Here is a 22,609-nt window from a genome sequence, read left to right as displayed (position 1 = left end):
CTCCCCGCCCCCGCCACCACCCCCACCTGACCCGCGCCCTCTCTGACCCCCTGACCCGACCTCGACCAGGGTGGGATGATCAGGGACGTGACGAGCTCGGTTTCGACGCCCTCGAAGTCGTCGCCCGTGTCGATGGGACGCCCCTCACCGAGCTGATCGACAGGTACGAGCTCGGCGCCAGGATGGGCGTGGCCGGTGCCCTGCGGGCGCTGGACGCCCTTCTTCCCTGAGCGGGCGATTCGCCCGACGTCCCGGGCGGCGGGTCCGTCAGGGGGTGTGCGGCCTGAGGGCCGCGAGGGCGGCGCGGGCGTGTTCCGGCTCGGCGCCCTCGGCGACCGCCGCCAGGGCCGCGCGCCAGGCCGCCGCGAGCACGCGGCCCAGCAGCGGCGCCGACGGCAGGTCGCCGCGCCCGAGCAGCTCGGCCAGCCGGTCGCGCTCCGCATCCTGGGGCGGCTCGCCCAGGATGCGCAGGAAGTTCTCGCGTACGGCGAAGTCCAGGCCGACCAGCAGGGCGGCGGTGACGGCCGCCGAGCGGTCCGGCCCGGGCCCCGTGGCCGCCATCGCGCCCTCCATCCGGTCCAGCAGGCGCCGTTCGACGTCGTCCCGGACGAAGGCGTACAGGCCGAGCTTGCTGCCGAAGTGGTGGTAGAGGGCGCCCGTGGTGACCTCGGCCGCCGCCGCCAGGTCGGCGACCGTGACCTCGTCGAAGGGGCGCGCCCCGAACTCCTTGACCGCTGCGAGTACGAGCCTGCCCCTCGGGGAGGTCGATACGGGGATCCATTCGCGCACCCGTACATAATGCCGTTATGGTGAGAGGAAATCCAATTACGTCCGGAATCCGGAAGGATGCGCCGTGAAGCTGGAGTTCCTGTTCGTCCCCACCGCCGACCTGAAGGCGTCGCTCGCCCTCTACCGTGACGGCCTCGGCTTCACCGAGAGCTGGCGCGAGGGCGACGCGACCGTGGCCCTGGCCCTGCCGGGCACCGACGTGCAGCTCATGCTCGACGCCCACGACCCGGCCGCCCCGGTCGGGCCGGTGTTCGTCGTCGAGAGCGTCGAGGCGTTCCACGCCGCCCGCCCGGAGTCGCTGACCGTGGTCGAAGCGCCGTCGGAGATCCCCGGCGGCTTCCAGGCCACCTACCGGGACCCGGGCGGCGCGACCCTCTACGTCATGGACCAGTCCACGGAGCAGAACCCCTCATAGGGGCGGCCGGCACAGGTCCCGGACCTCGGGGAGGCGGTCGAAGCCGGCCGACCCGTAGGTGGCGACGGCGGCGGTGTTGGAGCTGGGGGTGCACACGACCGCGCTGGAGGAGCCCAGCTCGCGCAGCGCCGCGGCGGCGGCGCGGACGATCGCGGCGCCGTGGCCGCGGCCTCGGTGGTCGCGGTGCACGCCCATCGGTTCGAGCAGGCCGGGCCGGTGCGGGCCGGCCGGCCAGACGGTCACGGCCGCCACCGCGTCACCCCGCTCGTCGTAGGCGACCAGGCAGCGGGCGCCGGCGTACGGCGAGCCGGCGGCCATCGCGTGCCAGGCCGCCTCCGTGAACGTCGACCCGTCGAACGAGGCCCGCTGGACGGCCACCCGTTCGGGCACCTGATCAGCAGTGACCTCCACCACCCGCACGCCGGGGCCGGGCACCGGCGCGGTGAGGTCGCGGCGCAGCGGCGTCCACGGCTCACCCGCCTGCCAGCCGTCCTCGCCCAGCAGGTCCCTGACCAGGGCGCCCGCCGGCGCCTCGACGCTCGCCGTCCCGGCGGGCAGCACCCCGCGCCCCGGATCGCCGAGGTCCGAGGCCAGCCGCCGGGCCAGCTCGCCGTCGCGCCGGGCGTCCGGCGCGACGGCGAGCCGCAGCAGCCGGGGGTGGTCCAGCAGGCCGACGGCGAGGATCCGCCCGCCGCGGCTCCACGTCCGGACGGCCGCGGCCGTCGCCTCCGCGCCGAACCGCCAGAACCAGCCCAGATCCCCCGGATGCAATTGCATCGGCGCGCCCTCGTGCTGCCACGCGCGCAGCACGGCCACGATCCCGTCCAGCCCGCCGGTCCCGGGCTCGCCCAGCTCGATCGTCATGCCGCCGATCACACACCAGCGGACCGGCGGCGGGCACCAGGTTTTCGGCCGGCCCGGCGCGGCGGCCCGGTGTGGCGGCCCGGTGCGGCGGCCCGGCGGCCCGGTGCGGCAGCCCGGCGCGGCGGTCAGCGGCCGTCGCTCAAGGGGGCCGTCGCTTCAGAGGCCGTCGCTCCAGGGGGCGGAGCGGAGTTCGGCGACGCTGCGCCGCCTCCGTACGGGCTGCCCCCGGTCGGCCGGGACGCCGACGGCGGTCATCGTCAGGACGGTCCAGCCGGGGTTCGGGCGCAGCTCGGCCGTCAGGCCGTCCTTGTCGAAGGCGCGGAACTGGTGACAGGTGAGGCCCATCGCCTGGGCCTGCACGGTCAGGTGGGCCACGGCCTGGCCGAGGTCGTAGTCGGCGAACTCCGAGTAGACCAGGTCGGTGTCGTCCACGTGGCGGCGGGCCAGATTCACGATCAGCAGCCCGGCGGCCGGGGCCCACCGCGCCGAGCTGGGGGCGAGGAAGCGGGTGACCCGGGCGTGGTCCGGCTCGCCGGGGCGGACCGGGAGGAACGCCCAGGGCTGGGAGTTGCCCGCCGAGGGCGCCCACCGCGCGGCCTCCAGCAGCAGCGCGAGCGTCTCGTCGCCGACGACGCCCGCCGGGTCGAACGCGGACGGGCTGAACCGGTCCGCGAGGAGCGGGTGCAGGCCGAGCCGGAGATCGTGGTCAACGTTCACGCACGTGCACAACTTTCCGGCCCGCCCGTTTATGCCGCACCGGTAGGGGCGGCGGTCTCGCCCGTTCGTGCCTCATCGGTAGGGGCGGCGGTCGAGGGTGGCGTGGACCATGGTGGTGAGCGTGACGATGTCGAAGACGGGCAGCCCGGTCTCGGCCTGGATCGCGTGCGCGAACGGCACCAGGTCGGTGCACTCGATGAGCAGCGCCCCCATGTCGGGGTTGTCCTTGGCGAGCCGCCGCACCTGGCCGAGCACCTCGCGTTCCAGGCGGTCGGCGTCGAGGGCGTCGCGCCGTCCCTCCAGCATCACCTCGCGGAACTCGGGCTGCTCGGACATCCCGGTCACGCACACCGGCACGTGCTCGCCGCCGATCGCGGCCAGGTGGCGGCCGGTGAGCGCGGGTTCCTTGGCGACGAGCAGGCCGACCTTCTGGTGCGGCATGAGCATGCGGTGGATCATCGGGAGCTGGATCAGGCTGGAGGAGAACAGCGGCACGCCGACCGCCCCGGCGAGCCGTTCCTGGAAGAGCACGAGGAAGCCGCAGGCGCCGGTGACGGCCGCGGCGCCGCGCGCCTCCAGGTTGCGCGCCGCCTCGACGAACGGGTCGAGCAGCCGGGGGTCGGCCTGGGTGACCACCCGTTCCGGCGTCGCGCCCTCGACGACCTCGTAGATCACCGGGAAGCCGAACGTGGCGGGGTTGCGGATGTGTCCGGGGATCTTGGTGAACGTGGTCTCCAGGCAGAGCACGCCGATCGGCTTCACGGGAACCTCCTGCCGTAGCGGAAGGGGGCGGGGTCGAGGTCAGGGGTCTCGCCGGCCAGGAGCTGGGCGAGCAGCTTGCCGCCGACGGGCGCGAGGCCGAGCCCGATGTGCCCGTGCCCGCAGGCCAGCGCCAGGTTCTCGTACGGCTCGGCCCGCCCGATGTACGGGAGGCTGTCGGGGGTGCAGGGACGCAGGCCGCTCCAGGTCTGCGGCGTCGCGGTGGTGTCGAGGGCGGGCAGGTGGTCGCGCACGGTCCGCAGGATGCCGTCCACCCGGCGGCGCGAGATCGTGGTGTCCATGCCGGACAGTTCGAGGGTGCCGCCCAGGCGCAGGCGGTCGCCGAGCGGGGTGATGGCGACCTTGCCCTCGCTGAGCAGCACCGGCCGGCGGGGGGCGCCGCCGGGGCTCTTGAGCGTGACGGAGTAGCCCTTGGCGGGCTGCAGCATGAGCTTCAGCCCCGCCTTGCGGGCGAGGGCCGCGGACCACGCGCCGGCGGCGATGACGACAGTGCCGGGCCGCAGGTCGCCGCGCGAGGTGCGCACCTGCCGGACGCGGCGGCCCGCGACCTCGAGGTCCAGCACGTCGGTGTCCTCCAGCAGCTCGACGCCCATGCCGGCCAGCGTCGCGGCGAGCTCGGTGACGAACTCGGGCACGCGCAGGTAGGCGCCCTCCTCGTTGTAGAGCGCGCCGCTGATGTCGAACTCGACGCCGGGTTCGAGCGTGCTCAGCTCGCCGGGTTCGAGCACGCGCAGCGGCACCCCGGACGCGTTCGCCCGGGAGACCGTGCGGCGGGCCCGGTCGAACCCCTGCGGCGTCCGGAAGGCGATCACCATGCCCCGGGCGGTGAGCGTGTCATCGCCGCACAGCTCCCGCAGGATGGCGAGGCTGCGCTGTTTCATGTCGAGCAGGACGCGGAACGCCTCCCCGGCCGCCCGCTCGGTGCAGCGGCGGCGGAAGCGCCACAGCCAGGCGATCAGCGCCGGGTCGGGGCGCGGCCTGATGAAGAACGGGCTGCGCGGGTCGAGCAGCCAGCGCAGCCCCAGGGCGGGCACGCCGGGCTCGGCCAGGGGGGCGGCGCCCTGCGTGCCGACGAATCCGGTGTTGCCGTGCGAGCACGACTGCGGGCCGCCGATCGGCCCGCGCTCGACCACGGTCACGGTGGCGCCGGCCCTGCGCAGGTAGTAGGCGCAGAACAGGCCGGCGACACCGCCGCCGACGACCAGCACGTCCGGCATCTACAGGCTCACGACGAAGAAGTTGGTCGGCAGGTTGATCACCACGCGCTCGTAGATCTCCGCCATGAGCGCGATGCCGGGCTCGGCGAACGTGCCGGGCGGCGGCTCGGCGAAGCGGATCACCGAGCGTCCGGCGTCGAACAGCAGGGCGCCGTGCCCGAAGTCGCCGACGACGGCCGTGCCCGGCTCGACCAGCCGGGTCCTGACGATGAAGACGCCGTTGCGCTCGACGTCGTCCATCAGGCTGCCCTCGCCCATGAACGTGTAGTAGTCGACGGGGTTGATGATGAGGCCGTCGGCGGTGCCGCCCATCTGCTCGACCTCGTTGCACGCGGCCAGGATCGTCGAGGCGAACGGCCCCTTCGACGTCATGCGGGCGATCCCCGGCAGGTTCAGCAGGCCGCCGGGGCCGCGGATGATCGTGTTGTTCTCGGCCGTGGCGAGGCGGACGATCAGCCGGTAGTTGACGAACGACTCGAACGTCTCCTGGTCCTCCCACAGGCCGGGCGGCACCTGGACCCAGGCGGTCGTGGGGAGCAGCTCGGGCACCTCGGAGCGGTGGAAGCGGCTGGCCGCCTCCCGGCGCACGTCGGCCTCGAACACCTCGGGGTCGCCGGGGGCGGGCGGGCTCTCGTGCCAGTAGTAGCGGCGCGGGTCCCTCGACAGGTCGACGACCTTGAGCATGTTGCGGGCCGGGTAGCGGGGCTTGCGCCGCGAGCTGGTCAGCGAGTCGGTGATGGTCACGTCGTACTCGACGGCCGCCTCCAGCCCCTTGTCGGCGCACGCCTCGGCGAACCTGCGGCCGGGTGACATCTCCTGCTTGCGCTGGGCGACGACCTCGGCCATCGTGCGCTTGATCTCCTGCTTCATGACGTCCTCCGGTGAGGCTTGCGGGCGACGAACACTCCCCAGCCGAACTCGCCCTGGTCGATGGCGACCTGGATCTCGCCGCACGACTCGGCGAAGGCGAGCATCCAGTCCCTGGCCGCGGGGTCCTCGGTGGTCCGCGCGCGCTCGCGGGCGGTCGTGCCCAGCACGCGGTAGGTCTGCCTGATGTGGCTCTCCAGGTTGCGGGCCAGCAGGATCTCGAACCCGCTGCGCTCCAGCTCGGCCTGGTACTCCACCAGCGAGTAGCCGCTGCTCCACCTGACCCGGTCGTAGACGTGCCTGCGGGCCCGTTCGCCGATCTCCTTCTTCGGCTGGAGGAAGTCGGAGAAGGCGAACACGCCGCCGGGCCGCAGTACGCGGAAGATCTCGGCATGGCTGCGCGGCTTGTCGGGCACCAGGAAGAGCGCGTCCTGGCTGACCACGTGGCTGAACGTGCCGTCCTCGTACGGCATGGCGGTGGCGGAGCCGTGCCGGAACTCGATGCCCAGGGCGGGGTCGGCGAGCTGCCTGGCGAACCTGACCCGTTCCAGGCTCAGGTCCAGCCCCTCGCCCCGGCAGCCGTGCCGGGTGACCAGGTGGATGAGGAAGTTGCCGCAGCCGCAGCCGACGTCCAGCACGTGCGACGAGCCGTCGATGCCCGCCTCGGCCGCCATGAGCTCGGAGGTGCGCTCGGCCGCCGCCCGGTAGTCCTCGTCGTTCTCGCCGGCGAAGTAGCCGGTGTGCAGGACGCCTTCGCTGTCCCAGAAGCTCAGATAGGTCTGCGTGGTCCGGTCGAAGAAGTCGCCGACGTCCTGCTCGGTGTAGGTGGTCGACATCCCTGGGGCTCCTTCAGGTGTTGGTGTCCTTGCGCGTTCGGGTGAGGTGCGGCAGGTCGGGTCCGGTGACGGCGGCGCCGCCGTCGACGGCGTGCACGGCGCCGGTGACGAACGAGGCGCGCTCGCTCGCCAGGAAGGCGGCCACGGCGGCGACCTCCTCGGGGCGGGCCATCCGGCCCAGGGCGCTGTGGTGGCCCATGCGGGCGAGCTGTTCCTCCACGTCGCCACCGAGGCTCGCGGCCATCCGCTCGATGGGCGGGGTGCGGGCGTGACCGGGCGCGATCACGTTGACGGTGATCCCGTCGCGGCCGACGTCCGAGGCCAGCGCCTGGGCGAAGCGCAGCAGCGCGGCCCTGGTCACGCCCGAGAGAGCCAGCGGCGGGATCGGCGTGGTGGCCGTCTCGGAGGCCACGTAGACGAGCCGCCCCCACCCGGCGGCCTTCAGGTGCGGCAGCGCGGCCAGCGTCAGGTTGACCGCGGGCATCAGCACCTTGTCCACGGCCGCCTGGTAGTCCTCCACCTCGAACCCGGAGGCGGGGCCGATGGGCGGGCTGCCGCCGCTGACGACCACGACGTGGAGGGCGCCAAGCTCGGCGGCGACCGTGCCGACCCACCGGCGGGCGGCGTGCCTGTCGGTGATGTCGACGCCGGTGGCGTGGACGCGCCCGCGCGCCACCCGCTCGATCTCGCGGGCGGCCGACTCCAGCCGGGGCCGGTCGCGGGCGCCGATCGCGACGTGCGCGCCCTCACGGGCGAGCTCCGCGGCGGTGGCCAGGCCGAGGCCGCTGGAGCCGCCGGCGACGAGCGCGACCTTGCCGTCAAGCCCGAGATCCATGGTTCTCCTTCGGCCGGGCCCCGCCTGCCAGCGTGCCGCCGTAGCTGTAGCCGTAGCGGCTGAAGAGCGGGGTGGCGAGCGTGACGGCGGCGAGCCTGGCGGGCCGGGTGAGGGTGTCCTTCCAGGTGTCGTCGCGGTCGCGGATCACGGTGGCGCCGGTGCGGAAGCGGTCGGGGTTGCCGGTGACGGTGTGGTTGGTGTGCAGCTCGACCGTGCGGTCGCGTACCGGGTTGGGGGCGGGGCCGGCGTCGCAGTGCCGGACGAGGGCGTCGATCGTCGCCTCCGGGTCGGTGGTGAAGTCCTCGTAGCGCAGGAAGAGCGAGCGCTGCGGGAAGCGGCGGGTGATGGCGTGGGAGGCCAGGTTGAACCCGTGCCAGTAGGCGGTGCTCATCCAGGAGGACATGGCGTAGACGTACTGCTTGGGCTGTCTCCAGGAGTGCGCGACGGCGCGCGGGTCGCGCACGAGGTGCACGTAGTAGGGGGTGATGCCGTCCAGGTACGGCAGCAGCGCCGCCTCGCCCGGGATCTTGGTGGTGTCGACGATGACGCGCGAGCCGGTGCGCTCGGCGACGGCGTGGTAGGTGCGGGTCATCAGGTCGGCGTGGGCCCTGATGTCGTCGCCGTCGAGCCCCCGGCCGAGCACCCGCCAGGTGTGCCGGGTGCGCACGCAGGCGCGCTGGCGGCGGATGACGGTGGCGGCGAAGTCGGCCAGTGGGAGCCCGCCGGGGTTGCCGAGCGGCAGGATCCGCGACCAGATCGGGCACTCGGTGAGCGCGCTGCCGCAGCCGCACAGGTTGTTCACGCCCAGGCCGGCGCCGTTCTTCCAGAGGAAGTGCAGCTCGCCGACGTGGAAGAAGCCGGGGATCTCGTTGAGGACGTTGCCGATGATGGTGCTGCCGTTGCGGCACCAGCCGGTGACGCAGAGGACCTTGATCGTGTCCACGCTCTCTCCTTCAGCTCGTGGGCGCGGGCAGCGTGACGGGCCGGCGTACGCACAGGCCCACGCCGACGGCCGCCACGGCGCAGGCCGCGCCCACCAGGAAGACGGCCGGGTAGCCGAGCCCGCCCGCGACCACGCCGATGAGCGGCCCCCACACGGCCAGCCCAAGGTCCCAGAAGGACGTGTACGCGCCGAGCGCGGCGCCCTGTTTGGCCGGGTCGGTGCGGTTCATGACCATGAGGGCGAGCGACGGGTGCAGCAGGGAGAAGCCGACGCCCATCACCACGCCGCCGAGCACGGCCAGCGGCAGGTTCGGCGCCACCGCGATGATCAGCAGCCCGGCGGCCTCGCCCGCGCCGCACCAGATCACCATCCGGCGCGGGCCCACCCGGTCGGGCAGGTGGCCGATGACCAGCCGGGTGCCCGCGTAGACCAGGCTGAACCCGCTGAGCACGGCCACGCCGGAGCCGATGCCGCGCGCCTGGAGGTGCAGCACCACGAAGGCGGCCAGGCCCGCGTACCCGGCGGCGGCCAGCGCCAGGGCGGTGCCGGGCAGCAGCGCGGGCCGCAGCAGCAGGCCCCCGCCGCTCGCCCGGTCGGGCCGGGCGGGGGCGGGCGCCGAGCTCACCAGGGCGAGCGCGATCACCCCCATGCCGATGCTGAACGCCCACACCGTCCCGTAGCCGTGGCTCGACAGCGCGGCGCCGAGGAACGTCCCGGCCGCGATGCCGCCCCACATGCTGACGCCGTACAGGCCGACAAGCTGGCCGCGCCGGTTGTGCGGCGCGAGCGAGACCGTCCAGACGGCCCCGGCGGTGAACAGCGCGGCCTCGCCGACGCCGAGCAGCAGGCGGTCGGCGACCAGGCCCGCGACGCCGATCGGGGCGTAGTAGAGCGCGCCTCCCACGGCCACGATCAGCGCCCCGGCCTGCATGACGCGGCGGTGCCCGTACCTGTCGGCCAGGTGTCCCGCCACCGGCCTGACCAGCAGCGCCGTCAGCGCGGTCGCCATGACGACGACGCCGACGGTGAAGCCGGTGGAGCCGTACCTGTCGGTGACGAAGCTCGGCAGCACCGGGATCGCGGCGGCCAGGCCCACGTAACCGGCGAACAGGCCGCCGAAGATGCCGGCGAGGGCGCGTGGCCTCACGAGCCCGCCACCTTGCGCACGGCCTCGATCAGGTGGTCGCAGTCCTCCACCGACAGCGACGACGACAGCGGCACGTCCACGGCCTCCCGCAGGTAGCGGGTGGTGCGGGGCAGCAGCGCCTGGATCGAGGCCACGTCCTGGCCGCGGAACAGGAAGCGCCAGTTCCAGAAGACGCGCACGTTGGTGTCGCGGTCGGAGCCGAGGTTGCGCGCGCCGACGCCCTCATGGCACAGCGCGTCGGCGAACCAGCCGGCGTCGCCGCCGGGCACCCGGAAGATGAACGCCTCGCCCAGGAACGCGCCGGGCGCGACCGGCCGGCGCACGGCGATCCCCGGCACGTCCTTGAGCGCCTCCGACACGTAGGTGTAGTTGTCGTGGAAGCACTTCAGGCGCAGCGGCAGCCGGTCCAGCTCCGAGCGCAGCAGCGCCGCGCGGATCTCGTCCATGCGGAAGCTGAGCAGCGGCAGGTCCAGGTCGGTGTCGATGGGCGGGTCGCCGCCGGGGAAGTGCCGCTTCAGCCGGCCCTCGTACGCGCCGGACAGCACGACGGCGCGGGCGAACAGCTCGCTGTCGTCGGTGACGAGGAAGCCGCCCTCGCCGCAGTTGAGCGACTTGTCGGACTGGGTGCTGAACCCGCCGGCCAGGCCGAACGTGCCGAGCTTGCGCCCGTCCAGCTCGGCGCCGAGGGCGGGCACGGCGTCCTCGAACACCGGCACGCCCTTCTCGGCGGCGAACGCGGTCACGGCCGCCATGTCGGCGGCGAAGCCCCGCATGTGCACCACGAGGATCGCCTTGATCTCCGGGTTCCAGCGGGCGCGCAGGTCGTCGAGGTCGAGGTGCAGGTCCTCGTCCACCTCGACGAGGAACGGCGTGCAGCCGGCCAGCACGATGGCGCTCGGGGTGGCGACGAACGTGAAGCCGGGGCAGGCGATGAGCGAGCCGGGCGGGATGCCGGCCGCCATGATGGACAGCGCGATCGCGGTGGTGCCGCTGGAGACGGCCAGGGCGTGCCTGGTGCCGAAGTAGCGCGACAGCTCGGCCTCTAATCGGCCGCACTCGGTCTCTTGCTGGGGTCGGTAGTCGTAGCGGAAGTACAGATGGCTGCGGATCGCGCGGAGCGCGGCTTCCTCGTCCTCGCGGTGAACGAAGACTGCCCCCTTGTCGTACGTCGGCCAGGGGTCGTGCCGTACCGGGTCGCCGCCGTTGATGGCCAGGCGTGCGGAACCGTCCCTCTCGCTCTGCACCGTATGCTCCTCGACATCGGCTTGATGGAGTTCTCGGGGGTGGGTGAACGGTCGGCCTTCTGTGGACGTGCATGCGGCTTTTCGAGGAGCGCGAGAGTGCCCGGCGATCGTCCGGGAAGCCGCGCGGCGGGGCTCGGAACCCCGTGGCGCCCGCGCTGTTGATCAAGCTGGGTACGAATTCTCCCTGGATGTTCTCCGAGGGAACCGATCATGTCAACGGTTTCGTCAAGAGTGTCCAGGGCCGGTCAGCGGGCCGCCTCGCGGCGGCAGCGGGCCAGCTCCGCACGCAGGTCGCCGCGCAGCCCGCGGTCCAGACCGGGCTGGGACAGCGCGTCGGTGAAGTCGCGGGCGGCCTCGTCCCAGCGGCCGAGCCGCATGAGCGCCATGCCGCGGTTGTAGCGCGGCACCGGCGCAGCCGACAGCGCCACGGCCCGGTCCAGGTCGGCCACGGCGGCCGCCGCGTCCCCGCGTTCGAAGCGGACGGCCGCCCGGTTCGTCCAGGCTTCGACGAGGTCCGGGTCGCCCTCCAGGGCGCGGGTGAGCAGGGCGTCGGCCTCGTCGTGGCTGCCGCGCTCCGAGCGGATGAGCCCGAGCGTGCACAGCAGCGCGGGCTCGTGCGGGGCCAGCTCCAGCCCGGCGCGCGCGCCTTCCTCGGCCGCGTCCAGCAGGCCGGTCTCCAGCTGGAGGTTGACCAGGGCGATCCGGGCGTCGAGGTGGCCGGGGGCGACGGCGAGCGCCCGCTGGAGGTCGTCGCGCGCCCGGTCGAGGCGGCCGCGTTCCTGTTCGAGCACGGCCCGGTTGTAGTACGCCTCCGGCAGGTGCGGGCCGAGGCGGATCGCGGCGTCGTAGTCCTTGATCGCGGCCCGGGCGCGGCCGGCGGCGCGGTGCAGGGCGGCCCGGTCGGCGTAGTACTCGCAGTTGCCGGGGTCCTGTTCGATCACGGTGTCGAGGTCGGCCAGGGCGCGGGCCGGGTCGCGCAGGGCGAGGTGCACCTGGGCCCGGTTGTGCAGCAGCCGGGCCGTGTGCTGCGGCAGCTCGCCGGGGGCGAGCACGGCTGACAGCCTGGCCAGGCCGTCGTCGACCAGGCGCAGCGCGCGGGCGGGCTCGCCGGCCTTGGCGTGCAGGAGCGCCACGCCCTGCTCGTAGAAGACGGTGGAGACGACCCGCTCGCGCGGGTCGTCCAGGGTCGCGGCTAGGCTCAGCGCCCGCTCCAGCCAGTGGAGTGCCCGCTGCGGGTCCTGGGCGGCGCCGGGCAGGTGCCGGGCGTGGAGCATGGCCGTGGAGTACGCGGCCGACATGAGGATCCTGGTGTCGCCGGTCGCCGCCCGCGCCTCGTCGTAGAGCTCCAGGGCCTCGGCGGCCCGGTCCAGGGCGGCCAGCGCGGTGGCCAGGCCGGTGGTGAACGACCACCAGTGCCGCAGGTCGCCCCCCGGGCTCACGAGCCCACGGCCGCGCCGGGCGACGCGCGCCGCGTGGTGGTAGAAGCCGCGCGCCAGGCTGTCGCCCAGGGCGGTGCGCAACGCGTCCGGCGCCGGGTCCGTGACGGGTGGCGGGTCGCCGCCGTCGCGCAGGTCCAGGCGCAGCGCCGGGACGTCCCTGTGGGCCAGCGCGGCCAGGAGCTCGGCGGTGGTCTCGTCGGCGCCGGCCACGTGGTCGAAGCGTACGGTGACCGGTTGCCGGAGGGCGCCGGCCCAGGCCGCCACGAGCTCGGCCGCCCCGTACGCCAGGAAGGCGGTGCGGCGGGCCGGGTGGAACCTGATCGGCTCCTCCTCCGCTGCCGGGCGGGCGGCGCGGCCGAGCCACGGGGCGATGGCGTGCAGCTCGACCTCGTGCCGCGCGGCGAGCTTGGGACGCTCCCCAGCGATCCGGGCGAGGAACCGCGCGACCCCGGCGTACGGCCCGTGAGCGCGATGGCAGTCGTAGCGGTGCGGCTCCGTGCTCACCGGTGTGCTGGTCTCCCTAGGCCGGTCCGGGCAGGGGCGGGCGCCCGGGGACGCCCGCCGGGGTGGCTGCTACCAGCACCACTCGAACCAGATCCGGCGGGCGCCGGCCAGCAGGCGAAGGTCACTCTTCCGGCGAATGGTCATCTTCTTCATGAGCGCCTCCAGGTTGATCACTTCCGGGACTGCCCAGAGCATAAGCATGGAGATCCCGAAATATGAAGATCTTGAGGGTCATGATTCTTCCGGCGCGAGGCCGCTGCGGCGGGCCAGCACCCGGGTGCCGGGGCCGGAGGCGGCGCCCGGGCCCGGCAGGGCCGTCACGTCGGTGGCCGTCACCGGCTGCCCGCACTCCGAGCAGCAGACCCGGGGCGTGAACCGGGCGCCGCACGCGTCGTGCTCCAGCAGCACCGGCGGGCCGCCCGCCGGGGTCGCCCACTTGTCGCCCCAGGCCATCAGCGCCATCAGCACGGGCACGAGCTCGCGCCCGGCCTCGGTGAGGTGGTAGGCGTGGCGCGGCGGGCGCTCCTGGTAGGCGCGGCGCTCCACGATGCCGTCGGCGATCAGGGCCTCCAGCCGCCGGGTGAGCAGGTTGCGCGAGACGCCGAGGTTCTCGGCGATGTCGTCGAACCGGTGCAGGCCGAGGTGGATGTCCCGCAGGATCAGCGGCGTCCACCATTCGCCGACCCGTTCCAGGGACTGCCCGATCGAGCAGTGCATCTCCGCGAAGCTGGTCCGTTGCATGCTCCCCAGCATAGTGGGTTGCTTGATTGAACTCACTGCCGTTACATTGCGGGCGACAGAGAGTTCAATGAAAGGACTTACCCATGCCGTTCGTGGAGCTGTTCGTCCCCAAGGGCTCGCTCGACCAGGAGCGCCGCGAGAAGATCGGAGGGCGGCTGGTGTCCGAGGTGATGATCGCCGAGGGCGCCCCCGACAACGAGGTCGCCCGGTCCATCTCCTGGCTCGTGGTGAACGAGGTCGACGCCTGGTTCATCGGCGGGCGCGAGCTGCCCGCCGGGGAGAAGCCGCGCTACGTGGTGCGCGTCGGGGTCCCGGCCGGCTCGCTCACCGACGACAAGCGCCTCGACATCGTCCAGCGCGTCACACGGGTGCTGGCGGACGCCGACCCGGAGCCTGAGCGGTTCGGCCGGGCCACCTCCGCCTGGGTGCACATCAACGAGATCCCCGAGGGCAACTGGGGCGCGGGCGGGGAGATCGTCCGCCTGGAGAACATCGCGGCCCTGGTCACCCGCGGCTAGCCGGCCGGAGGCGGCCGGGCACGGACCGCCCGGCCGCCGTCGTCGCAGCCGGTGGGGTCAGCGCTCGCCGGCGAGGAGGCGCGCGATCTCGTCCTGGCCTGCCTGCCTGCCGTAGCCGGCGAACTGGAACGTCTCCGGGCCGACGAACTCCGCCCAGTGCTCGCGGACGAAGGCCCGGCCCGCCTCGGCGTCACCCCGCTCCGGCGCCTTGTCGAGGAAGCCCCGCTGCCACGGCGCGAACTCCAGGAACTGTGAGGCATGGGCCAGGCACGCGTCCAGCTTGGCCGTCAGCACCGGGGCCACGTCCACCACCACGTCCGCCCGGTGCACCGGGGCCGAGGCGTAGTCGGTCATCAGCAGGCACACCGGCATCCGCGTCAGGGGCGGCTTGCCCACCTCCAGGTTGCGCGTCATCGCGAACTCGACGGCCTGCTCGGCCAGCAGCCCGGCCGCCCGGTTGTCCGGATGGCCGCTCCCGTCGGCGTGCAGGGCGATCACCAGGTCCGGCCGCCAGCCACGCACCTGCGCCAGCACGCGCAGCCGCATCTCCAGGCTCGGCTCCAGCATGCCGTCGTGCACGTCGTGGAAGATCTCGTAGTCGATCACGCCGAGCGCGTCGGCCGCCCGGAACGCCTCCTCCGCGCGGCGGCGGGCCAGCGGGCCGCGTTCCATCTCGTGGTGCCCGGCGTCACCGTTGGTGAGCGTCAGGAACTTCACCGCGTGCCCGGCCCGTGCCAGCAGCGCGGCGGTGCCGCCCGCGTAGATCTCGGGCTCGTCGGGGTGAGCGGCGATCACGAGGGTTCTCAACATCAGCGTTTTCCTTAGGGATGGGATTCGCCGGTACGGCCTGCCGTACCGGCTTGGAAGACCCGCTCGCGGGTCAGGTCCAGGGCGTAGCACAGCGCGCCGTCGAGGACGGCGTTGCCGTCGACGGCGCTCAGCGCGACGGTGACGGGCACCAGGGGGGTTTCGGCCAGGCGGCCGGCGACCAGGGCCCGGAGCGGTTCGCCGCCCGCGATGCACAGCGGGCCGGCCAGCACCACCAGGCCGGGGTCGAGCACGCCGATGGCGGCGCTCACACCGAGCGCGACCCGGGCGGCCACGTCGGACAGGAACCGCGGATCGGCCTCGCGCAGCGCCCGGCCGGCGCCGTCGAGGGTCGGCTCGGCCGTCACCCCGTGCGCGGCGGCGAGCGCGGCCAGCGGTTCGGCGCCGAGCAGCGCGCCCAGCGGGCCGCCGTCGTGGCCGTAGACGCGGCCCTTGCTGACCGGGTCGGGCACGATGACGGAGCCGACCTCGCCGCCGCGCCCGGTGACGCCGCGCCAGACGGTGCCGTCCAGCACCGCCCCGGCGCCGACGCCGGCGCCCACCCAGAACAGCACGAAGCTGTCGTCCTGGTGCTCCTGCTGCTCGCGGATGGCGACGAGGTTGACGTCGTTCTCCAGGCGCACGTGGCCGGGCAGGTCGTCGAGCCCGGTCCAGCCGGCGAGCTGGACGGCCTGGCGCAGCCGCCGCCCCTCGGCCTCGACGATGCCCGGGACCCCCACCACGACCTGGTCGAGCTCGTCCAGGCGGAAGCCGGCCGCGGCCAGCGTCTCCTCCAGCAGCAGCCGCGCGTCGCCGGTCGCCTCGGTGCGGTGGCCGCCCAGGACGCGGCCGGTCAGGTCGGCGACGGACACCTCGATCGACCGCGTCGTGAGGTCGACGCCCGCCACCCGGGCGGCCGAGCCGTCCAGCGCCCACATCTGCGCGGCGGGCCCGGCGTTGCCCGGCTTGTGGCCGGCTTTCCTGGCCAGCCCGCTGTTCTCCAGCCTGCGCAGCACCTCGGCGGCCGACGCCTTCGACAGGCCGGTGTGCGTCTCCAGTTCGGCGCGGGTCAGCGCGCCGTGCTCCAGGAGCAGGGTGAGCGCGGTGCGTTCGTTGAGTGTGCGGAAGACGGTGGGGTTTCCCGTGGACATGCCTACTTCAGCGCTCCTGATGTCAGCCCGGACTGGATGTGTCGCTGGAAGACGATATAGATCAGCACCACGGGGAGCACGGTCATGCTCAGCGCCGCGAACAGCCCGGGCCAGTCGGCTTCGTAGCCGGCGATGGTCGAGATGTCGGCGATGCCCTGGGTGATGACCCACAGGTCCTTGTCCCCCGGCAGCAGCACCAGCGGGATCAGATACTGGTTCCACTGGCCGAGCACGTTGAAGATGGTCAGGCTGACCAGGGCGGGCTTGGCCATGGGCAGCATCACCTGGAAGAACGTGCGCGTGTGCGAGGCGCCGTCGATCATGGCCGCCTCCGCGACCGCGTCCGGCAGCGCCCGGAAGAACGACGTCAGGAAGAACACGGTGAACGGCAGCGAGTACGCGACGTACACCAGGACCAGGCCGAGGTGCGTGTTGAGCAGCCCGAGCCCGTCGACCACGAAGAACAGCGGGACCAGCGCCAGGAAGACGGGAAAGGCCATGCCGGAGACGAACAGGTAGTACACCAGCCGGTTGCCGGGGAAGCGGTAGCGCGCCAGCACGTAGGCGGCCATGGAGCTGAGCAGCATGGTGCCGGCCACGCCGAAGAAGACCACGATGACGGTGTTGAGCAGGTAGCGGCCGACGTTGGCACGTTCCCAGGCCCGCGCCCAGTTGTCCCAGCGCAGCTCGCCCGGCAGTTGCAGGGCGTCGCCGAAGATCTCGGCGTTGCTCTTGAACGAGGCCAGCAGGGTCCACAGCAGCGGGGCGACGATGAGCAGCGCCCAGAGCGCCAGGACGAGCTGGATGCCGACCTGGTGGATGCGGATTTTTCGCAACATTTCAGTACACGACCTTTTCGCGGCGGGTGACCCGCATCGTCAGCGCGGCGAACGTGAGCGTCAGGAAGAACAGCGCCACACCCAGCGCCGAGGCGTACCCGAACCGCGAGTAGCCGAAGGCGTTCTTGTAGATCTCGGTGGCCAGCACGCTCGTCGCCCCGTCCGGCCCGCCCTGCTCCATCGACAGCACGTTGACCAGCGCGAAGGCGTCGAACGCGGCGATCCCCAGATAGACCCAGGCGACCTGGACGGTGTCCCACACCAGCGGCAGCGTGATGGAGAAGAACGTGCGCAGCCGCCCCGCGCCGTCCAGCGCGGCCGCCTCGAACACTTCGCGAGGGATGGCCGCCATGCCGGCCGAGAACAGCACCACGTAGAACCCGACCGCCTGCCACACCATCACCGCGATGATCGACCACAGCGCCAGGTTCTGGTCCGTCAGCCAGCCGACCGGCTCGATCCCGAGCCTGGCCAGCCCGCCGTTGATCACGCCGCTGGCGTCCGGCCGGTAGACGGCCTTGAACAGCACGCCGACCACGGCCACCGCCAGCACCTGCGGCAGGAAGAAGATCACCCGGTAGACCCGCGACCCGGGCGTGCCCGCCGAGTCGCTGAGCAGGTAGGCGAAGGCCAGGCCCAGCGCGATCGTCAGCACCGGCAGCGTGACCAGGAGCACCGCGTGGTTGCGGACGGCCTGCCAGAAGGTGTCGTCGCCGAACATCCGCTCGAAGTTGTCCAGCCCGACGAAGTTCAGGTTCGCCGACACCCCGCGCCAGTCGGTCAGCGCGATCTGGAACGCCTGCGCGTACGGGCTGATCACGAAGACCAGGTAGAGCGCCACGGGCAGGAGGAGGAAGCCCGCGACGAAGCCGTGCCGCCGCACGGCTCAGACGCTCCTGGACTGCTTGGCGATCGCCGAGTCGGCCTTGAGCGCGTCGGCCTTCTTCTGCATGTTCGCGCAGAACTCCTCGGGCGTGATGCGCCCGGACATCACCGAGTTCGTCTGGACCTGGCCGTGGTCGAACAGCTCCTTGTACCAGCCCTCGAAGCGGATGTCGGTGATGATGTCCGTGCCGGCCGCCTCCTGGGCCTTGGCCGCGCTGCGCACCGCCGAGGTCAGCTCCAGGCCGTCGACGACGCCGTTGACGACGGTGAGGTTCTTGGTCATCTCGGTGTAGCCGCGCGCGCCCTCCCGCGACAGCATCATGCGCAGGTACTCCAGGCCGCCCTGCGGGTTCGCGCCCTTGGCGGCCACGAAGAACGCCTCGCTCACGCCGACCATGATCGCCTCGTACGGCATGGCGTCGGCGGCGGTGATGCTGGGCACCGGCGCGATCGCGTACTCGAACGACTCGGGCCGGTCCTTGGCCATCTCGTTCTCCAGCCAGGAGCCGCACGGGTAGAACAGCACCTCGTCCTTCAGGTGCCTGACCTGCGTCTGGGTGTGGTCGAGGCCGAAGTACGCCTTGTCGCCGAAGTCGCGCTGGACCTGGGCCCAGGCGGCGACCGCCTGCCGGACGGGCTCGGCCTGCCAGGCGCCGTCGGCCAGGTTGTCGATGTCGATGATCACCTTGTTGCCGCCGATCTTGGCGGCGCTGTAGACGAGGTTCCACAGCTGATAGAAGGGGCCGACCTGGCCCGGGTAGGCGAACAGCGCGATCCCGGCCTTCTTCGCCTCCTCGCCCAGGGCGTTGAACTCGGCCCAGGTCCGGGGCACCTGCCAGCCGCGCTTGTCGAACAGCTTGGCGTTGTACCAGAGCGCGCGGTGGGCGACCGTGTACTGCAGCACCCGGGGCACGCCGTCGATCAGGGAGTTCTCGTACACCCCGCCGACGAGCGTGTCACGGACCTTCTTGGCCGGGTCGGCGAGCGAGGGCGCCTCGAACAGCGGCGTCAGGTCGGCCAGGTGCCCTTCGGCGACCAGCGACTGCAGGTCGAGCGCCTCGGGGCCGGAGTTGTTGACCACGTCGGGCGCGTCGCCGCTGATGAACCGGGGGCGGAGCTGGGTGCCGACCTTCTGCGTCGGCACGTGGTTGATCTTGGCCTTGGGGTACGCCTTGCTGTAGAGGGCCTCGTGCAGCTCTGTGGCGTACCCGTCGCCGTTGCCGCCGCTGAAGATCACCACTTCGAGCGGCCTGGCCGCGTCCACCCCGAGGGGGTTGGCCGCCGACGTGGGCGCGGCCGGGGACGCCGCGACGGGACCGGCGGATCGGCTGGTGGCGCACGCGCTGAGCAGCCCGGCGCCGGGGCCCGCCGCGAGGGCGGTGAGTCCGATCCGTCGAAGAACCTCACGTCGGCTGGGGGTCGTGGACATGGGTGGCTCCTTACCGCTAACCGTCCGGATACCTTCCAGACGGTTAGCGGCTGACTATAGGTTCACGCCCTCGGGCACGTCAACCATCCGTCAGAAGGAGGCCCGCAGCCGCGCCTCGGCGGCCTCACCAGCACCCACGCGGTCCAGCGCGTTCAGCGCCGCGCCGACGATCGGCGGCTGCCGCGGGATCACCTGCTTGGCCAGCGGCGCCCGCTCCCCGAACCGCTCGTCGAGCATCCTCGACAGCAGCGGGATCCGCGCGCGCAGCACTCCCCCGCCGAGCACCACCTCGGTCGGCGTCCGCAGCAGCCCGAGGCGGCGCAGGCACACCTCCGCCATGACCACGACCTCGTCGGCCAGCCGGGTCACCAGGCCGAGGGCGATCCCGTCCCCCGCCTCGGCCGCCTCGAACACGGCCGGCGCGAACCGCGTGAGCCGTTCGGCGGGGATCCGCCCGACGTGCAGGCCGATCACCGCCTCCTCGACCGTCCGCGTGCCGAAGTGCGCCGCGATCGCCGGGGTCAGCGCGGTCGGCGCGCCCCGGCCGTCCTCGCCCCGGACGGCGTGCCACAGCGCCTCCTCGGACAGGCCGCCGCCGCCTCCCCAATCGCCGCTGAGCTTGCCCAGCGACGGGAAGCGCGCGACCTCGCCCGCCGGCGACACGCCCACGGCGTTGATGCCGGCGCCGCACACCACCGCGACGCCGCTCGGCCCGGACGCGCCCGAACGCAGCAGCGCGAAGCTGTCGTTGGCGACGACGACCTCGCCCGCCGTCCCGCGCGCGCGGAACTCGGCCGCCAGCGCCTCCTCCTCGACCGGCAGGTCCGCCCCCGCCAGGTAGGCGGTCAGCAGGTCCGCGTACGGCGGGGCCGCGTCCGGGCCCAGCGCCTGCCGGATCGCCTCCTCCACGACGTCCACGGCCGCCGCCACGCCCTGGCTTTGCGGCAGGAACGCCCCGGCCGACCCTCTGGCCAGCACCGTACCGCCCGGGTCGAGCACCACGACGTCCGTCTTGCTGTTGCCGCCGTCGACCGCGATGATCACCACGACAGGTACCCGCCGTTCGCCTCCAGCAGCAGCCCGGTCAGCTCGGCCGACAGATGCTCCTGGCCGATCAGCGGGTGGGCGAGCAGCGCGTCACGCACCCGGTCCGCGCCGCCGTGCAGCGCCGCGTCCAGGGCCAGTTCCTCGTACGCGGACACGTGCGCGACCAGTCCCGCGTACAGCGGCTCCAGCCGATCGACGGGCAGCGGTTCCGCGCCGGAGGCGGTGATCCTGGCCGGGACCTCGATCACCGCGTCCGGGCCGAGGAACGGCAGCGTGCCGCCGTTGCGCACGTTGACCACTTGGGTGTCGCCCCGGTCGCCCAGCAGCGAGGCGATCAGCGCGACCGCCGCCTCGGAGTAGAACGCGCCGCCCCGCTTGCCGAGCAGCTCCGGCTTGGTGTTCACCGCCGGGTCGGCGTACAGCTTGAGCAGTTCCTCCTCCATCGCCGCGACCTCGGCCGCCCGCGACGGCTTGGCCCGCTGCTCCTCCACGACCAGGTCGTGGGCGTAGAAGTAACGCAGGTAGTACGACGGCACGGTGCGGAGGCGGCGCAGCAGCTCCACGGGCAGCCCGATGTCGTCGGCGATTTCCTGCCCGTGTTCGGCCAGCAGTTCCGGCAGCACGTCGACGCCGTCCACGAGGACCGAGCGCTCCCACGTCAGATGGTTGAGCCCGACGTGCCCGAGCTCGACCCGCTCGGGCTCGACGCCCAGGTGCCTGGCGAACCGCCGCTGGAAGCCGATCGCCACGTTGCACAGCCCGATCGCCCGGTGACCCGCGTCCAGCAGGGCCCGCGTCACGATGCCGACGGGGTTGGTGAAGTCGACGATCCAGGCGTCGGGGGCGTGCGCGCGTACCTGCTCGGCGAGGTCGAGGACGACCGGGACGGTGCGCAGCGCCTTGGCCAGGCCGCCCGCGCCGGTGGTCTCCTGGCCGACGCAGCCGCACTGCAACGGCAGCGTCTCGTCGACGTTCCGCGCGGCCTGGCCGCCCACCCGGAGCTGGAACAGCACCGCGTCGGCCCCGGCGACGCCCTCGGCCACGTCGGCGGTCGCGACCACCCGGGCCGGGTGCCCGGCGTGCGCCAGCATCCGCCGCGCCATGCCCGCCACCAGCCCGAGCCTGGAGGCGTCCGGGTCCACCAGCGCGATCTCGGTCAGCGGCAGCTCGTCGCGCAGCCGCGCGAAGCCGTCGATGAGCTCGGGGGTGTAGGTCGAGCCGCCCCCGATCACGGCGAGTTTCATGCGAACTCCCTAGTTAGGAAACTTTCCTAACCCGGGACCTTAGCTGACGCTTTCGGGAAAAGCCCTATGCGGACGGGCCCCGCCGCCGTCATCCGGAGGAAGGACCCGTCTCTCCAGCCGGTCGATGGCCCACGCCCCGGCGAGCGCCTGGTTCACCGGCTGCCGGCCTCCGCCTCGAGCTCGTCGAGCAGGGCGTGGCGACCCGCCAGCTTGGCGTGCAGCAGGTGGCGGGCGGCGCGCAGCAGCTCGGCCACGTCGCCGCCGGACAGCGCGTAGACCACGGTCGAGCCGTCGCGGCGCGCGGTGACCAGCTCCGAACGCCGCAGCACGGCCAGGTGCTGCGACAGCCCGGCGGGCTCCACCTCGATCGCGGCCAGCAGGTCACGCACCGGCTTCGGCCCGTCCTGGAGCAGCTCCAGCACGCGGATCCGGACCGGGTGCCCCAGCAGCCGGAACAGCTCCGCCTTGGCCTCGTACAGCGGGACGGACATCACGCATTCCCCTCCCCCGGTCTCTCGCCGCCCGCCTCGCCGCCCGTCTCGTGGCCCGTCTCATCGTGGCCCGTCGTCACGCCGTGGGCGCGCGCCAGCCGGAGCACCTCGCCCAGGTCGCCGGCGGCGGCCAGCGCGGCCTCGGCGTCACCGGCCCGTTCGGCGGCGCGCAGGGCCTCGGCCGCCTCGTCGGCTCGCCTGCGGATCTCCGCCGCGAAGGCCTCACTCATCGCATCCCGCATTCATGCGCTCCAGTGTCGACGCAGTTGCGCAATTTCGCAATTGCACGACACCGCAGCGTCAATCCTCGGTACTGTAGTAGTGCAGGCTGTCGTCGGAGGAGACCCGGCGCAGGCCGGCCTTCTCCAGCACCCGCTGGGAGGCGACGTTGGTGTGCGCGGTGTCGGCCAGCGCGCGGCGGACCCGGCCGTCGTCGAAGCCCTCCCGCAGCAGCGCCCGCACCGCCTCGGTCGCGTAACCGCGCCCCTCGGCCTCGGGGGCGACGCCGTACCCGAACCCGACGGTCCCCGCCTCGTCGGGCGGGCCGAAGAAGCCGAGGCCGCCGATGACCGCGCCCGACCCGAGCAGCACGATCTGCAGCGGCCCGAACAGCGGATCACCCCCGGCGCCCTTGAGGACGAGCCCGGCGATGTCCCGGTCGTCGTCCCTGGGGTAGCCGGGGCTCCAGTTACGGCCCTCGCGCGACCCGGCCACCACGTGCCGGGCCTCCTCCTCGGTGAACGGGCGAAGCCGCAGCCGGGCGGTCTCCAGGGTGAACGTCATCATGCTCTCCTGCCGAATCAGGCCGGAACCAGGCCGGCGTAGGGGTACGGCACCGACAGTAGGCACCCGGCCCCCGC

The 22,609-nt window shown here is 73.1% G+C and carries 27 protein-coding genes; 3 read left to right on the top strand and 24 right to left on the bottom strand.

Translation table 11 applies throughout. The annotated features are described in order from the left end of the window. Nucleotides 1-230: hypothetical protein (locus tag ACBI99_RS28195; protein WP_375073902.1), on the top strand; the 230-nt coding region annotated here is incomplete at its 5' end. Between the two features lie 37 nt (nucleotides 231-267). Here the strand turns inward: ACBI99_RS28195 and ACBI99_RS28190 are convergent. Then, on the bottom strand, nucleotides 268-789 hold the full coding sequence (locus ACBI99_RS28190; protein ID WP_357593841.1) for a helix-turn-helix domain-containing protein: 522 nt from the start codon (nucleotides 787-789) through the stop codon (nucleotides 268-270). Nucleotides 790-853: 64 nt separating this feature from the next. Between ACBI99_RS28190 and ACBI99_RS28185 the strand changes: the two genes are divergently transcribed. Further along, the gene (locus ACBI99_RS28185; protein WP_375073901.1) at nucleotides 854-1,204 is read left to right on the top strand and encodes a VOC family protein; all 351 of its coding nucleotides are present in this window, start codon (nucleotides 854-856) and stop codon (nucleotides 1,202-1,204) included. Here the strand turns inward: ACBI99_RS28185 and ACBI99_RS28180 are convergent. The 13 genes from ACBI99_RS28180 to ACBI99_RS28120 all read right to left on the bottom strand — a co-directional run bounded on the left by ACBI99_RS28180 (nucleotide 1,199) and on the right by ACBI99_RS28120 (nucleotide 13,338). Then, nucleotides 1,199-2,068 (bottom strand): GNAT family N-acetyltransferase, encoded by an 870-nt coding sequence (locus tag ACBI99_RS28180; protein ID WP_375073900.1) that lies wholly within the window; start codon nucleotides 2,066-2,068, stop codon nucleotides 1,199-1,201. The genes ACBI99_RS28185 and ACBI99_RS28180 overlap by 6 nt on opposite strands. A 156-nt stretch (nucleotides 2,069-2,224) precedes the next feature. After that, nucleotides 2,225-2,785 carry a nitroreductase family protein gene (locus tag ACBI99_RS28175; protein WP_375073899.1) on the bottom strand — a complete coding sequence of 187 codons (561 nt, stop codon included), beginning with the start codon at nucleotides 2,783-2,785 and terminating at the stop codon, nucleotides 2,225-2,227. Between the two features lie 72 nt (nucleotides 2,786-2,857). After that, nucleotides 2,858-3,547: an aspartate/glutamate racemase family protein gene (locus tag ACBI99_RS28170; protein WP_357593836.1), complete on the bottom strand. Its 690-nt coding sequence runs from the start codon at nucleotides 3,545-3,547 to the stop codon at nucleotides 2,858-2,860. Next, complete coding sequence (locus ACBI99_RS28165; protein WP_375073898.1) at nucleotides 3,544-4,782, bottom strand: FAD-dependent oxidoreductase; 1,239 nt, start codon at nucleotides 4,780-4,782, stop codon at nucleotides 3,544-3,546. Before ACBI99_RS28165 ends, ACBI99_RS28170 begins: the two co-directional genes overlap by 4 nt. Continuing rightward, complete coding sequence (locus ACBI99_RS28160) at nucleotides 4,783-5,652, bottom strand: family 3 encapsulin nanocompartment shell protein (protein WP_219518076.1); 870 nt, start codon at nucleotides 5,650-5,652, stop codon at nucleotides 4,783-4,785. Further along, nucleotides 5,649-6,485, bottom strand: a complete 837-nt coding sequence (locus tag ACBI99_RS28155) for a class I SAM-dependent methyltransferase (protein WP_375073897.1) — start codon at nucleotides 6,483-6,485, stop codon at nucleotides 5,649-5,651. Before ACBI99_RS28155 ends, ACBI99_RS28160 begins: the two co-directional genes overlap by 4 nt. A gap of 13 nt (nucleotides 6,486-6,498) precedes the next feature. Next, nucleotides 6,499-7,320, bottom strand: coding sequence for an SDR family NAD(P)-dependent oxidoreductase (locus tag ACBI99_RS28150; protein WP_375073896.1), 822 nt, complete (start codon nucleotides 7,318-7,320; stop codon nucleotides 6,499-6,501). After that, a complete protein-coding gene (locus ACBI99_RS28145) occupies nucleotides 7,304-8,263 on the bottom strand; it encodes a sulfotransferase (protein WP_219518083.1) in 960 nt (319 codons plus the stop codon). Before ACBI99_RS28145 ends, ACBI99_RS28150 begins: the two co-directional genes overlap by 17 nt. A gap of 10 nt (nucleotides 8,264-8,273) precedes the next feature. After that, nucleotides 8,274-9,410: an MFS transporter gene (locus ACBI99_RS28140; RefSeq protein WP_375073895.1), complete on the bottom strand. Its 1,137-nt coding sequence runs from the start codon at nucleotides 9,408-9,410 to the stop codon at nucleotides 8,274-8,276. Then, nucleotides 9,407-10,654, bottom strand: coding sequence for an aminotransferase class I/II-fold pyridoxal phosphate-dependent enzyme (locus tag ACBI99_RS28135; protein ID WP_308126208.1), 1,248 nt, complete (start codon nucleotides 10,652-10,654; stop codon nucleotides 9,407-9,409). The genes ACBI99_RS28140 and ACBI99_RS28135 overlap by 4 nt, the downstream gene beginning before the upstream one ends. 245 nt (nucleotides 10,655-10,899) lie before the next feature. Then, nucleotides 10,900-12,597, bottom strand: a complete 1,698-nt coding sequence (locus tag ACBI99_RS28130; protein WP_375073894.1) for a tetratricopeptide repeat protein — start codon at nucleotides 12,595-12,597, stop codon at nucleotides 10,900-10,902. A 69-nt stretch (nucleotides 12,598-12,666) separates the two neighbouring features. Continuing rightward, nucleotides 12,667-12,792: a hypothetical protein gene (locus tag ACBI99_RS28125; protein WP_281427500.1), complete on the bottom strand. Its 126-nt coding sequence runs from the start codon at nucleotides 12,790-12,792 to the stop codon at nucleotides 12,667-12,669. A 36-nt stretch (nucleotides 12,793-12,828) separates the two neighbouring features. Then, nucleotides 12,829-13,338: a helix-turn-helix domain-containing protein gene (locus ACBI99_RS28120; protein WP_219518087.1), complete on the bottom strand. Its 510-nt coding sequence runs from the start codon at nucleotides 13,336-13,338 to the stop codon at nucleotides 12,829-12,831. An 83-nt stretch (nucleotides 13,339-13,421) separates the two neighbouring features. Between ACBI99_RS28120 and ACBI99_RS28115 the strand changes: the two genes are divergently transcribed. Then, nucleotides 13,422-13,856 carry a tautomerase family protein gene (locus ACBI99_RS28115; protein ID WP_219518089.1) on the top strand — a complete coding sequence of 145 codons (435 nt, stop codon included), beginning with the start codon at nucleotides 13,422-13,424 and terminating at the stop codon, nucleotides 13,854-13,856. Nucleotides 13,857-13,913: 57 nt separating this feature from the next. On the opposite strand, the gene ACBI99_RS28110 is transcribed toward ACBI99_RS28115, so the two are convergent. The 10 genes from ACBI99_RS28110 to ACBI99_RS28065 all read right to left on the bottom strand — a co-directional run bounded on the left by ACBI99_RS28110 (nucleotide 13,914) and on the right by ACBI99_RS28065 (nucleotide 22,535). Continuing rightward, on the bottom strand, nucleotides 13,914-14,666 hold the full coding sequence (locus tag ACBI99_RS28110; protein WP_357593824.1) for a PIG-L family deacetylase: 753 nt from the start codon (nucleotides 14,664-14,666) through the stop codon (nucleotides 13,914-13,916). 11 nt (nucleotides 14,667-14,677) lie between these two features. Next, a complete protein-coding gene (locus tag ACBI99_RS28105; protein WP_219518093.1) occupies nucleotides 14,678-15,814 on the bottom strand; it encodes an ROK family protein in 1,137 nt (378 codons plus the stop codon). 2 nt (nucleotides 15,815-15,816) lie between these two features. Continuing rightward, complete coding sequence (locus ACBI99_RS28100; RefSeq protein WP_219518094.1) at nucleotides 15,817-16,653, bottom strand: carbohydrate ABC transporter permease; 837 nt, start codon at nucleotides 16,651-16,653, stop codon at nucleotides 15,817-15,819. A gap of 1 nt (nucleotide 16,654) precedes the next feature. Beyond that, entirely contained in the window at nucleotides 16,655-17,536 is an 882-nt protein-coding gene (locus ACBI99_RS28095; protein WP_357593822.1) for a sugar ABC transporter permease, read from the bottom strand. A 3-nt stretch (nucleotides 17,537-17,539) separates the two neighbouring features. After that, nucleotides 17,540-18,967: an N-acetylglucosamine/diacetylchitobiose ABC transporter substrate-binding protein gene (gene ngcE, locus ACBI99_RS28090; protein WP_375073893.1), complete on the bottom strand. Its 1,428-nt coding sequence runs from the start codon at nucleotides 18,965-18,967 to the stop codon at nucleotides 17,540-17,542. Between the two features lie 90 nt (nucleotides 18,968-19,057). After that, nucleotides 19,058-20,014 (bottom strand): BadF/BadG/BcrA/BcrD ATPase family protein, encoded by a 957-nt coding sequence (locus ACBI99_RS28085; RefSeq protein ID WP_357593818.1) that lies wholly within the window; start codon nucleotides 20,012-20,014, stop codon nucleotides 19,058-19,060. Next, entirely contained in the window at nucleotides 20,008-21,258 is a 1,251-nt protein-coding gene (locus ACBI99_RS28080; protein ID WP_375073892.1) for a 6-phospho-beta-glucosidase, read from the bottom strand. Before ACBI99_RS28080 ends, ACBI99_RS28085 begins: the two co-directional genes overlap by 7 nt. Before the next feature lie 152 nt (nucleotides 21,259-21,410). Next, nucleotides 21,411-21,749 (bottom strand): helix-turn-helix transcriptional regulator, encoded by a 339-nt coding sequence (locus ACBI99_RS28075; RefSeq protein WP_219508681.1) that lies wholly within the window; start codon nucleotides 21,747-21,749, stop codon nucleotides 21,411-21,413. Then, nucleotides 21,749-21,979 carry a hypothetical protein gene (locus ACBI99_RS28070; RefSeq protein WP_375073891.1) on the bottom strand — a complete coding sequence of 77 codons (231 nt, stop codon included), beginning with the start codon at nucleotides 21,977-21,979 and terminating at the stop codon, nucleotides 21,749-21,751. The genes ACBI99_RS28075 and ACBI99_RS28070 overlap by 1 nt, the downstream gene beginning before the upstream one ends. A 70-nt stretch (nucleotides 21,980-22,049) precedes the next feature. Further along, a complete protein-coding gene (locus tag ACBI99_RS28065; RefSeq protein ID WP_219508679.1) occupies nucleotides 22,050-22,535 on the bottom strand; it encodes a GNAT family N-acetyltransferase in 486 nt (161 codons plus the stop codon). Nucleotides 22,536-22,609: the final 74 nt, after the last annotated feature.

The sequence above is a fragment of the Nonomuraea sp. ATR24 genome, assembly GCF_041950485.1.
Taxonomy (GTDB): domain Bacteria; phylum Actinomycetota; class Actinomycetes; order Streptosporangiales; family Streptosporangiaceae; genus Nonomuraea; species Nonomuraea ceibae.
This window is presented reverse-complemented; position numbering and strand designations above follow the sequence as displayed.